Here is a 12,339-nt window from a genome sequence, read left to right on the forward strand (position 1 = left end):
GGGTATTGAATATTTGACTGAGAAGAGAGTAGGACTGCTTTTTGTTAGGCAGATCGTTCCTAAAATAATCTTCCTTATAGAGAAAAACGCATAAAAGATTTTTTTCCGAAATAATTCGGGTCTTTTATGGGGAAAATGAAAGAAATGGAGGAATGGATGAATGAATAATATAACCATTTATGATGTGGCACGTGAGGCGAATGTTTCCATGGCCACCGTTTCCCGCGTAGTTAACGGGAATCCAAATGTAAAGCCTGCAACAAGGAAGAAAGTTTCCGATGTGATTGAAAAGTTAGGGTACCGTCCGAATGCAGTGGCAAGGGGACTTGCCTCAAAGAAAACGACTACAGTCGGGGTCATCATCCCGGATATCTCCAGCATCTTTTTTGCCGAATTGGCACGGGGCATAGAAGATATAGCCACCATGTATAAATACAATATCATCCTAAGCAGTTCTGATGAGAATATAGATAAGGAATTCCATTTGCTGAATACGATGCTTGGAAAACAAGTGGATGGTATCGTATTCATGGGCGGAAACATTTCTGATGAGCATGTCAAAGAGTTTACTAATTCACCGGTTCCGATCGTTCTGGCAGGTTCGGTGGATGAAAGCGGGCAAGTTCCATCTGTTAATATTGATTATGAGGCGGCGGCATTCGACGCAGTGACCTTCTTTGCTAATAAAGGCCACAAGCATATCGCTTTTGTAAGCGGAAACCCTTCCGCGCTGATTAATGAAATGAAATTGACTGGATATAAACGAGGATTGAAAGAAGCTGGTCTTTCATTTGATGAAAGGTATATTGTTGAAGGTGATTATACATATGATTCAGGAATTGAATCTTTTGAAAAGTACCTGGAAGTTGAAGACAGGCCGACGGCATTCATCGCCGGTGCTGATGAAATGGCGCTTGGTATTGTCCATGCCGCACAGGACAAGGGGTATAATGTGCCGGAAGACTTTGAAGTGATCAGCTTCGATAATACGAGATTGACATTGATGGTGCGTCCGCAAATCACGACGATCGTTCAACCTTTATATGATATTGGTGCGGTTGCGATGAGGCTTCTTACAAAGTTGATGAATAAAGAACAAGTGGAGGAAGGTCTTGAAAAAGTGATCCTGCCGCATCGGATTGAAAACCGTCAATCAACGAAATGAACTGGTTTGGAGAGTGTCCCGAGGGCACTCTCTTTTTGTTACTCTTGACCGAACAAAAAAGATCGTTTTTCAACGATCTTTTGGTTAACTTTGTTCATTGCTTTTCGATGTTTGCTTGGAAGACCTGATGGGATAAAGGGCCTTTTCAAGCGTCAGGGCATTCTTCTCGGTAATTTCAGGCTTTCTCGGAATGGGTTCGTATATATCTTCCATGTCATCCCATTCAGTCGGTAGGGGAACAGGGGACTCAGGCTGCCAGCTATCGAGCCATTCCTTTGATAGGGGACCTGAAATATCATTATCCGTCATCTCAAGCCAGACCCTCGCCCAAGCCCTCGGGACGACGCGCCATATATCATATCCGCCGCCGCCTACTGCAATCCAGCGTCCTTCGCAATACTTATGGGCCATTTCATGGGCCAACTTTGGTATTTCCCTAAAAATCTTCATGGTCGCAGATAAATGGGTGAGCGGATCGTAATAATGGGAATCGGCTCCGTTTTGCGTTAATATGACATCCGGTTTGAAGTATTCAATGACCTCTTTAAAGGAAGCCCTATAGCATTCGAGCCAGGATTCATCTTCAGTGAACGCATCGACCGGGATGTTGAATGAATAGCCGTAGCCTTTTCCCTGGCCCCGCTCGTTAATCGTGCCGGTGCCGGGAAATAAGTAGCGCCCCGTTTCATGAATGGATAGGGTGCATACATCGGGATCATCATAAAATGACCATTGGACTCCGTCACCATGATGTGCATCGGTATCGACATACAAGACACGCGCCCCATATTTCTTTTGCAGGTATTTAATCGCGACCGAACTATCATTGTAAATGCAAAAGCCCGAGGCTTTCCCGCGGAAACCGTGATGCAGGCCACCGCCAAGATTAAGTGCGTGCAGGGACTGACCGGTCATGACGGCATCCACAGCCGTCAAGGTACCGCCTACAAGCAAGGCGCTTGCTTCGTGCATTTTGGGGAAGATAGGGGTATCCTCTGTTCCCAGTCCATAATTTACTGCCTTTTCAGGGGGAAGCTTTCCCTGGCCCGCTAATCTGACAGCGTTTACATAATGGTGATCATGGATCAGTTCCAATTCTGCATCGGTAGCCATTCTGGGCTTGATAATTTGATCATCATTGATGGCATGGTGTTTTTTTAATAAATCAAGCGTGAGTTTAAGCCGTTTTTGATTGAATGGATGCTCATCGTTGAATTTGTAGGTAAGGAGTTCATCCGAATAGACGAAAAGGGATGTATCATTCATGTGAAATCCCCGGTAGACTAGGCCATAAAACGGTATAGCCTTCTTTCTTCAAATCCTCCACCACCATAAATGGATTCATCGTCTGTACACGAATTACAAGAATTTTATAATCGGTTCCATTTTTTTCAGGATAAACAAGGGTGCTCAGGATATTCGTATTGCGCTTTTTGAAAATATGGGCAATATCATGAAGGGAACCTGCCTTATCCGGGATTCTGATTTCGATTTGGGAACCGGGCTGATTGACTCCTGTCAACTCAACGTATGAATGAAGTAAATCAGAACCGGTTATGATGCCCACTAACTTCCTGCCCTTTACGATTGGAAGGCAGCTGATATTGTTATCACAAAAAACAGCCCCGATTTCTTCCACGAAATCAAGCGGGTGCCCTGTGATTATTTCCGTTTTCATGATGCTTGATAATGGTTTTTGTAAATCATTTTTGTATTCTTCGGTACGGAAAATAGAAGGGGCAGCATCCCGAATATCACGGTCGCTGACTAATCCCACAAGTTGAAAGCTGTCATCGACAATGGGTATATGGCGAATTCGTTTCTCCCTAATGATCAAGACAGCGCTATGGATGGTATCCGTTGGAGTGAGGGTGATGATATCCTCATTCATTATTGTTTCAACAATCATTTTCCTTCCTCCTCTTCCTCTCCTCTTTAATACATAAACCGATTCATAAAACGCAATTGGTCGAACTTCTGGATGGATTCCGGCGGGACTCTTTTGCCAATTCTGGCCATCAGGCAGTTGGCCGGGTGGGAACTGATTTCAGGATCATCTGTTGCAAAGTAGACCAAGCCACCCGCGCTCATCATTTTTTCCATGACCTTGCGATAGTCCCAAATATTCAGCCCTGTCCCTTTCAAATCCCAATGCCAATAGTATTCAGTGGTGATGATGATGAAGTCTTCAACCGAATCGTCTTCCATTGAAAGGCGGATCAGGTTCTTCCCGACGGAGGCACCCCGGTATTTAGGGATGACCTCGATTGCACCAAGCTCAATCAGTTCCTCCATCTTGATTTCCGACCAGCGCTCCAAGGGATCGGGATATAAGTAAGTTACATAACCCACGATTGTTTCATTTTCACGGGCGATGAAGATCCTGCCCTCAGGCAAGTCTGCTATCTCTATTAACGCTTTATGCTGCAAAGCAGGGGGGCGAAAGGCGACCAAGTCTTCGTGAAACTCATAAGCGGACATTTTCTCGCCGCTTAACGGCCCCTCGATGATGAGCGTTCCGCTTAATGTCTGCAGTTCCTTAGTGTAGAAGGTCTTACTATATTCCATTCTTTCACCACCCTTGTTATATAGTAATCTTACACTCTCGCATTCCGAAGCATCGCTTTTAAACCGAATGGAAAGCTTACATAAATTATACATGAAAACAAGGGGCATAATTCAGAAAATTCAAGGCGCTTTTGTTACAGTGCTCCTTCTTCCCCGGCTATCATATGGATCCACCTTGACCATAACCATATACCAGTATCTTTCAACATTCACCAAGAAGGGATTTCCCTAATATGGAAGCGATTAATATTTTAAAAATTGAGATAATTCGATTCTTATACTATAATAAAAATATAGAGCCGAATGAAGGGGGAGTTTGTCGTATGAATGTGAAAGCGTTACCAGTAGTGGAAGGTAATTTTAATTTAAAGAATTATGATGAAAAATACAATAAGTTTGACTGGTCTGAGACGGAAAAGGAATTCTCCTGGTCTGAAACCGGTAAAGTGAATCTTGCGTATGAAGCCATTGACCGCCATGTCGAAACATACAAAAAGAATAAAGTGGCCCTTTATTACAAAGACGATAAAAGAAATGAAAAGTATACATTCAAGGAAATGAAAGATTATACGAACCAAGCGGCCAATGTATTCAAGAACATTGCCAATGTGGAAAAAGGTGATCGTGTTTTCATCTTCATGCCTCGCTCCCCGGAGCTGTATTTTGCATTGTTGGGTGCGATTAAAACGGGAGCGGTCGTAGGGCCGTTGTTCGAAGCCTTCATGGAAGGTGCCATAAGGGATCGTCTTGAAGATAGTGAGGCAAGTGTGATTGTGACGACACCTGAACTTTTGCCGCGCGTGCCAGTGGATGAATTGCCCCATTTAAAGCATATTTTCTTGGTGGGGGAAAATATAAAAGAAGAAGGAAAGTACCATCACTTCAATAAGAAATTAAAAGAAGCCGACAAAAAATTCGACATTGAATGGGTCGATCGGAATGACGGTCTGATTCTTCACTATACCTCCGGTTCGACAGGAAAACCAAAAGGGGTGCTTCATGTTCATAATGCGATGATCCAGCATTATCAAACGGCAAGATGGGTCCTTGATTTGCAGGATGAGGATGTGTACTGGTGCACAGCGGACCCTGGTTGGGTGACAGGGACGTCTTACGGGATTTTTGGACCTTGGCTGACAGGGACCTCGAATGTCATTGTTGGCGGGCGTTTCAAGCCTGAATCCTGGTACAAGACCTTGGAGGACTTTGGTGTCACGGTATGGTATAGTGCACCGACTGCCTTCAGGATGCTGATGGGCGCGGGTGACGAGATCGTTAAGCGGTTCGATTTAAGCACTCTTCGCCATATTTTAAGTGTCGGTGAACCGTTGAATCCGGAAGTGGTGCGCTGGGGAATGAAGGTATTTAATCACCGGATCCATGATACATGGTGGATGACTGAGACCGGGGCTCAGGTCATCTGCAATTATCCTTGCCTGGAAATCAAACCAGGTTCGATGGGTAAACCGATTCCTGGCGTGAAAGCGGCAATAGTGGATGATCAAGGCAACGAGCTTCCGCCGCATAGAATGGGGAACCTTGCCATCAAGAAAGGCTGGCCTTCGATGATGAAGACCGTCTGGAAGAATGAAGCGAAATATGAATCTTACTTTATGCCAGGTGATTGGTATGTTTCCGGAGATTCCGCATATATGGATGAAGATGGATATTTCTGGTTCCAAGGCCGTGTTGATGATGTCATCATGACGGCAGGGGAGAGGGTCGGACCTTTCGAAGTGGAAAGCAAGTTGGTCGAGCATCCAGCTGTAGCTGAAGCGGGAGTCATCGGTAAGCCGGATCCGGTTCGGGGGGAAATTATCAAAGCGTTTATCGCCCTTCGTGACGGATACGATGCGAACGATGAGTTGATTGAGGATATTCGTACATTTGTAAAACATGGTCTAGCAGCGCATGCAGCACCTCGTGAAATTGAATTCAGGGATAAACTTCCTAAAACAAGAAGCGGTAAAATCATGCGCCGTGTCTTGAAAGCTTGGGAACTTGATTTGCCAACCGGTGATTTATCATCGATGGAGGATTGAGAAACTGAGTCATACGGATTATTGAAAATGAAAAAGGCATCCATTGTCACTTTCATGGATGCCTTTTTGGGAGATTATAAGGAAACAGGCTGTCGGGGGTTACCCGACAGCCTGTTTTAGTTCAAGAGTGTCATTCTTCCTCTTCTTCCGCTTTATCCGTTTCTTGCTCTTGATCATTGACTGTGCCTTGATCTTTGTCGGTCTCTTGAATTTCTTTATCTGTATTCTCTTTGTTTTGATCTTTGTCTTGAACTGGCTCTTTTTCTTTATCGGTTTCCGTTTCTTTTTCTGGTTGTATATCTCTTTCCGGTTGTTTATCTGTATTTTTATCTGGACCGTTCTCTTCTTTTGAGTCTGTCTTTTTAACTTCGTTAACTATTTTATCTTTTTCGCGATCATCTTTATTTTTCGTGGAGTCTTCTTTGGAACTTGTCTTTTTAGCGCCGCTTTCAACATGTTGGGAAGGGGCTGATTCTTTACCGACAATGTCGACGGCCGTTACGTAATAAGATCCGCCAGAGCCGACTTTGTAAACAAGATTCTCCCCAGCATTGATGCTCGCCACTTTTTTGCCGTCTTTATAGACACGATAACCGACGACATCTCCTTCATGATGCAAGCCCCATGTAATCTTATCGTTGCTGATCGTTATGGATAGGGGATCTGGTGTTTTGCCATTATCATTCAATTTCGCTGTCGCCCCGACGACATTTCCTGATTTTTCGGCTCCGGGAATCACAGATCCCGGGTCAACGACATATTTCAATCCGATATCTGCAAAGGAATCGGGATTCAACATGAACCCGCCGCTTGTGAATTCACCAGGCGTTTGCGGAAGGGCTGCGTAGCGTTTGCTGCCGACTGATACATATTGTCCATCTATGAAACTATCATCCGCCCTGGATGGAGCATATTTCGCGATGAATAAATCCGATTTGACAAGCCCGGCCTTTTGGCATGAGCTTGAAGGCAGCAGTCCTGAAACGCCACAGAAGGAACGGCTGACAATTCCGCCCGGCCTTTCAAATCGCTTATCGGGGTCGATGAGTTTAGGGTCGACTTTATATGCGGCATTGATCAAATCTGCCCAATAATACATATTACGTTTATTATATTCAAGACCATTATAAGTCCCTTGCAAGGATTTCGGCTTGTCATAACCGAGCCATGTCCCGAACGATACATTCGGGTTGCTGGCTACAAACCAGGCATCCCAATAGTTTTGTGAAGTACCGGTTTTACCTGCCCAATCACTTGAGAAAGCAAGGCGGTTCCTGACCGAGGCCGCCGTCCCGCTGTTTACGACATCACGCATCATATCAAGCGTCAGGTAAGCGGCTTGCGGAGAGAAAACATCCACTGGTTTCACTTTATGCTGATAGATGACTTTACCATCTTTCGAAACGATTTTATCGATCATATAAGCATCGATGAATTCTCCTGAATTGGCAAAAGTGCCATATGCATTGACGTTTTCTTCAACGGTTACACCTTTTTCCATCGCACCTAATGACACGGCAAGATTGGAGTAATCCCCTTTCGTCACGGTGGAGAAGCCCATTTTTTCCAAATACGAAGCGGGGCTCAGGTTGATTATTTTCTTGTAAAAGAGCGCTGCCGGGATGTTATAGGAATTCTTCAGGGCCTCGCGGGCAGTCGATACTCCCGTATAGCTGCCGCCGCCATAGTTTCCTGGACTCCACGGTTTGCCGCCTGTTGGAATGGAGATCGGCACGTTGGCCGATACGCTGCCAGGCGAGATCTTGCCTAGCTCGATGCCTGGACCATATATCACCAGCGGCTTCATCGTTGATCCGTTCGAGCGCAATGATGCAGTGGCGTGGTTCGTCTGTTCCCGCTTGAAATCGCGGCCGCCTACGAAACTGATGATTTTCCCTGTTTTATTCTCGATAAGAATTGCTCCGGCCTCTACAGGCTGGCTCACGGTCTTCATTTCCTTCGTATCCGGGTCGGGGACTTGCGCCAGTTTATCGTACCCGAAATTCGGATAGTTTTTCGTTACTTCCTGCATCTTGTCATAAATCTTTTTGTTGACGGTCGTATAAACCTTATAGCCATTTTGCCGCAGCTTACGGTCGGCAAGTGCTAGATATTGAGCTTTTAAATCATCATTCTTTAAATCTTTCTCTTCATATCCATCTTCTTTTGCCAGACTGACAGAGAGGATTTCGATGGAGCGTTTTTCGATTTCATAGGTGAGCCATGGATATTTCTCGGATGGCATCTCCGTTTTACCGATAAAGTCTTTTGTAATGTCGTATGCGTTTGCTTTATCATATTCTGCTTTTGTTATGTACCCGTTACTATACATCCGCTTTAAAACGGTTTTCATCCGGTTGATGCCGGGCTCTTGATTTTCCTTCAATTTTCCTTTCTGGGTATATGGTGTATATCCGAAAGGGCTTTGCGGCAATCCAGCGATAAAGGCTGATTGGGGCAGTGTCAGATCTTTGGCCTCCACGCCAAAAATACCTTCAGCGGCGGACTCGACCCCGGCGATGTTACGGCCTGAAGAGTTTCGTCCCAAAGTGGAGACGTTTAAGTACGTTTCCAAAATTTCTTCTTTTTCAAAGAACTTTTCGACCCGGAGTGCAAGAAGAATTTCTTTTGCTTTCCGTTCAAACGATACTTCGTTGGTCAGGACTTGGTTTTTAATGAGCTGCTGTGTTAATGTACTTCCTCCCGATTGGACGGTTGCATTCGAAAATTCCTGGTAAATCGCACGCAGGATGGCTTTCGGGACAACCCCGTCATGCTCATAAAAATACTCATCTTCTGTAGCGATGACTGCATTTTTAAGATGCTCGGAAACTTTATCGATGGACACTTCCTCACGCTCAAGGTCACTCTTAAGCTTGCCCAAGTATACTTCATCTGCAAAGTATACTTCAGAGGTCTCTTCATAATTGTAAATGTCTTTTTTCAAATCTTCTTTTGAGCGTACTGGCTCATCATTGACGAGGGCAGCGAAATAGCCGGCTCCGACGCCGCCGGCGAATGAGAATCCTAGGATCCCGACAATAATGAGGATCAGTGTTAAATTCCAAATGACTTGGTATGTAACCCGCGCGTTCTTATGTGTTTTTTCACTTTGGAAAAAACGGGTCAGCTGCTTCCAGACTGTTTGAAATCTATCTTTTTGATTATTATTCATCGTATCATACCCCCTGAAATCACATATATTATAGCATATAACAGGTAGGGGAAAGGGCATCTTTCTTATTTTTCTATAATCTGTAAGGGTGATGTTGACAAGGATTCTTATGTATGATAAAAGTTTATTAACAACAATAAAATGATTAAATGATCGCGATGATAGGACCCAGTAGTCAGACTATCCCTGTTTCAGAGAGCCGGTGGTTAGTGGAAATCGGTACAAATGGTATGATGAATTACTTCCTGGAGCATTTGCTGTGAAATGATTAGTAGCAGGAAACGGCTGACGACCGTTATTCGTCTTGAGCGGAGGGCATATTATGTCCTCAAGTTGGGTGGTACCGCGAATTCATTCGTCCCTTCATATTTATGAAGGGGCGTTTTTGTGTGCTTTTTGCGGGTTTTTTCTAAGATGGAGGAGGAATATTTAATGGAATTGCTTAAAGACCTCGAGTGGAGAGGAATTATTTATCAACAAACGGATGAAGAAGGTTTTAAGAACCTTTTGGAAAAAGAGAAAATTTCTTTATACTGTGGTGTTGATCCAACTGCGGATAGCATGCACATCGGTCATCTATTGCCATTCTTGACATTGCGCCGTTTCCAGCAGCACGGTCATCGTCCCCTTGTGCTGGTAGGCGGTGCGACAGGACTCATCGGTGATCCAAGCGGTAAAAAAGAGGAACGTCAGCTGCAAACGCTGGAAAAAGTGCTTTATAATGCAGACTGCATAAAAGGGCAGCTATCCCACATCTTTGAATTCGACGGTGAAAATGGTGCGGTCATGGTCAATAACTATGACTGGATAGGCAAAATCGATATGGTTACGTTCTTGCGTGATTACGGGAAATACATCGGCATTAACTACATGCTGGCAAAAGATACGGTTGCTTCCCGCTTGGATACGGGAATTTCCTTCACTGAATTTGCGTACACGATTTTACAAGGAATTGATTTCGGTCATTTATACAGCAATTACGACTGTAAATTGCAAATAGGCGGCAGTGATCAATGGGGCAATATTACGACCGGCCTTGAAATGATCAGGAAATCCAATGATGAGAATGCCAAAGCATTCGGTATGACGATTCCGCTCGTAACGAAAGCGGATGGAACGAAATTCGGTAAAACGGAAGGCGGAGCGATTTGGCTTGACCCGGAAAAAACGACTCCGTATGAATTTTACCAATTCTGGATCAATACGGCAGATGCAGATGTCGTGAAATACCTGAAATTCTTCACATTCCTATCTCGTGAGGTGATTGAAGAGTTAGAGCAATCCGTACAAAACGAACCGCATTTGCGTAAAGCGCAAAAAGCTTTAGGGGAAGAAATGACCCGTTTGATTCATGGTCAGGAAGCTCTTGACCAAGCGATCAAAATCTCTGCCGCCCTATTCAGCGGTGAGGTGAAGAATTTAAGTGCAGCGGAAATCAAATTGGGCTTTAAAGATGTCCCTAGCTTCGAACGTGAAAGCAAGGAAGATATCGGTTTGGTCGATTTAATCGTTGAAGCGAAAATTTCGCCATCAAAGCGTCAAGCCCGTGAAGATATACAGAACGGGGCAATCTCCATAAATGGGGAGAAAGTGACCGATCTGCAATATGTAGTGACGGAAGCTGCCAAGATTGAAGGGGAGTTCATCCTCGTTCGTCGCGGCAAGAAGAAATACACATTAGTGAAATGATTGTCCAAAGCCCGGCTGAATCCCAGCCGGGCTTTGTTCTGCAATAATTTTTTTGAAAAAACATTGATTGGAACGTGGGCACTTGCTTTCCGCGGGCTCCCCTAGAGGCGCTTTACCTGCAACCGTCGGGAGGATAAGCTATGATTTTAATGGGGGGAGGAGAATGGAAACCTAAGTCTAAATCTGCAGTAGTCACGATTTAAAGGGTGCAAAAGCCAATCTTACATGGATAGCACCAACACTTTACATGGAAGGGTTTAACCCTGGAACACTTGATTCTATCTTTGAAAAGGTACCGAAACAGCTTTGTCTAAGCTCCAATAGGCAAGAGATTTCTGCAGATAAGAAGGAGGTAAGAATTACTTTCATTGAATGGTATGCTGTAACGGATTATAATGATTTTCTGGAATCTCCATCACGTCTACTCGAATTTGAGTCAGGATTTTTAGCTAATCAACATTTATTTGGTTTAGTCTTTGTTGTTTTTCCTCATAATTGATACAAAACAAAACATGGCTATCACTAATAGTATTGCTGGAAACGTATAAAAGCTTCCGTTGTATTTAATAGAGTGATCTACTTTTAAGCCATACAAATAAATAAATAGGATAAAAGAAACAGATAATGATATAGTTCCGGCTATTAATTTCATAATATCACCTCTCTTTGGTTAATTTGTATTATATACTAAAAAGTGTATACTGTAATTATCAGAAAATTTAGAAAAAACGGAGGGGTAAAAAATGAGAATTAATAACCAAAAGTTTTACATTCAACTTCTTAGTCTTTTCAGCCTGTTTATTCTATTAATAGGATCTCTGAATTTATCAAGGGCCTCAGCAGAAGGTGGAGACGATTCCATTGTAGAAATTGAAGGAGCTAATGTGGAATTAACAGTTGATGCTCCTTACAGTTTAACAAAAGACGATGGAACCTTAGTATTTTTTGATACAGTAGAAGACTATAATGCTTATTTAGATAGCCAAATTATAAAAATTGTTCCTATATGCGCAACGTGTAATAAAACTACAACAACAACCATTACTACTAATACAGCAAAAGAAAAATGGGTAAACTACCACCCACTTACAAACGCTTGGGCTAAAGCTAGCAGTTATACTATTTCTCGTGGGAAATCATATACCATTTCTGGTTCATATAGTTATGATGGATTTAATGTGGGTGTTAGCGTAGCTCATAATACCTCAGTTTCTACAACAATCCCAGCTAATTCAAAAAAATACAGTAGATTAGCTGTTTGGTCAGACATTACTTTCAAGAGATTTAAACACATAGTAAAAAGTCCGACTGGAAAGGTTATAAATACGTATTATTCAAATACTGCATACGGGGTTGGTGCTCCCTATATAAAAGTTAAATATAAATAAGAAATCATCAGTTAATAATTCATTGGAGAACAAATACAGTATCTATTTTAAATGAATAAAGTATCTACAATAATTGTCTTAGCCTATTTCGTTACTGTATTTCTCCTGCATTTATAATTTAAGTAATGTGGTGGTGTCTTGGCTTTCGCTATATTTTTACTTATTATGCTACTTTATAAAGTATTCTTCTCTGATATCTATTTCAAGAGAACGTAAAAATAACTAAACCTCCCCTAATTAAACAGGTTATCATACACCATTCTAAAATTAGGAGAAAAAGAAAAAACCCCAGAAACACTGATGTATCAATGT

Annotated in this window: 8 protein-coding genes and 1 other annotated feature; of the genes, 4 read left to right on the top strand and 4 right to left on the bottom strand. The window is 43.0% G+C overall.

Annotated elements, in window-relative coordinates:
- Positions 1-160 precede the first annotated feature (160 nt).
- Positions 161-1,165 (top strand): catabolite control protein A, encoded by a 1,005-nt coding sequence (gene ccpA, locus ACZ9AO_RS20385; RefSeq protein WP_048682265.1) that lies wholly within the window; start codon positions 161-163, stop codon positions 1,163-1,165.
- Positions 1,166-1,249: 84 nt separating this feature from the next.
- Here the strand turns inward: ccpA and ACZ9AO_RS20390 are convergent, their stop codons facing one another.
- Genes ACZ9AO_RS20390 through ACZ9AO_RS20400 form a run of 3 tightly spaced genes read right to left on the bottom strand, consistent with a single transcriptional unit; the run spans position 1,250 to position 3,733 of the window.
- Complete coding sequence (locus ACZ9AO_RS20390) at positions 1,250-2,431, bottom strand: acetoin utilization protein AcuC (RefSeq protein ID WP_251539804.1); 1,182 nt, start codon at positions 2,429-2,431, stop codon at positions 1,250-1,252.
- Complete coding sequence (locus ACZ9AO_RS20395; protein WP_048682272.1) at positions 2,424-3,074, bottom strand: acetoin utilization AcuB family protein; 651 nt, start codon at positions 3,072-3,074, stop codon at positions 2,424-2,426. Before ACZ9AO_RS20395 ends, ACZ9AO_RS20390 begins: the two co-directional genes overlap by 8 nt.
- Positions 3,075-3,100: 26 nt before the next feature.
- Entirely contained in the window at positions 3,101-3,733 is a 633-nt protein-coding gene (locus ACZ9AO_RS20400) for a GNAT family N-acetyltransferase (RefSeq protein ID WP_476110099.1), read from the bottom strand.
- Positions 3,734-4,056: 323 nt separating this feature from the next.
- Here ACZ9AO_RS20400 and acsA point away from each other — a divergent pair, with 323 nt between their 5' ends.
- The gene (acsA, locus tag ACZ9AO_RS20405; RefSeq protein WP_034309233.1) at positions 4,057-5,775 is read left to right on the top strand and encodes an acetate--CoA ligase; all 1,719 of its coding nucleotides are present in this window, start codon (positions 4,057-4,059) and stop codon (positions 5,773-5,775) included.
- A gap of 130 nt (positions 5,776-5,905) precedes the next feature.
- Here the strand turns inward: acsA and ACZ9AO_RS20410 are convergent, their stop codons facing one another.
- Positions 5,906-8,950 carry a transglycosylase domain-containing protein gene (locus tag ACZ9AO_RS20410; protein WP_476110101.1) on the bottom strand — a complete coding sequence of 1,015 codons (3,045 nt, stop codon included), beginning with the start codon at positions 8,948-8,950 and terminating at the stop codon, positions 5,906-5,908.
- Between the two features lie 149 nt (positions 8,951-9,099).
- Positions 9,100-9,316: a binding site (T-box leader), on the top strand.
- Positions 9,317-9,382: 66 nt separating this feature from the next.
- Between ACZ9AO_RS20410 and tyrS the strand changes: the two genes are divergently transcribed.
- Both tyrS and ACZ9AO_RS20420 read left to right on the top strand, forming a co-directional pair.
- Complete coding sequence (tyrS, locus tag ACZ9AO_RS20415; protein ID WP_034309231.1) at positions 9,383-10,639, top strand: tyrosine--tRNA ligase; 1,257 nt, start codon at positions 9,383-9,385, stop codon at positions 10,637-10,639.
- 743 nt (positions 10,640-11,382) lie between these two features.
- Positions 11,383-12,027, top strand: a complete 645-nt coding sequence (locus ACZ9AO_RS20420; protein WP_476110103.1) for a hypothetical protein — start codon at positions 11,383-11,385, stop codon at positions 12,025-12,027.
- Positions 12,028-12,339: the final 312 nt, after the last annotated feature.

The organism is Peribacillus sp. TE19612, from assembly GCF_056279465.1.

What these genes read in the sequence shown, in the direction of transcription:
- ccpA (WP_048682265.1), top strand. Translation starts at nt 161, where the DNA reads ATGAATAATATAACCATTTATGATGTGGCACGTGAGGCGAATGTTTCC.
- ACZ9AO_RS20390 (WP_251539804.1), bottom strand. Translation starts at nt 2,431, where the DNA reads ATGAATGATACATCCCTTTTCGTCTATTCGGATGAACTCCTTACCTAC.
- ACZ9AO_RS20395 (WP_048682272.1), bottom strand. Translation starts at nt 3,074, where the DNA reads ATGATTGTTGAAACAATAATGAATGAGGATATCATCACCCTCACTCCA.
- ACZ9AO_RS20400 (WP_476110099.1), bottom strand. Translation starts at nt 3,733, where the DNA reads ATGGAATATAGTAAGACCTTCTACACTAAGGAACTGCAGACATTAAGC.
- acsA (WP_034309233.1), top strand. Translation starts at nt 4,057, where the DNA reads ATGAATGTGAAAGCGTTACCAGTAGTGGAAGGTAATTTTAATTTAAAG.
- ACZ9AO_RS20410 (WP_476110101.1), bottom strand. Translation starts at nt 8,950, where the DNA reads ATGAATAATAATCAAAAAGATAGATTTCAAACAGTCTGGAAGCAGCTG.
- tyrS (WP_034309231.1), top strand. Translation starts at nt 9,383, where the DNA reads ATGGAATTGCTTAAAGACCTCGAGTGGAGAGGAATTATTTATCAACAA.
- ACZ9AO_RS20420 (WP_476110103.1), top strand. Translation starts at nt 11,383, where the DNA reads ATGAGAATTAATAACCAAAAGTTTTACATTCAACTTCTTAGTCTTTTC.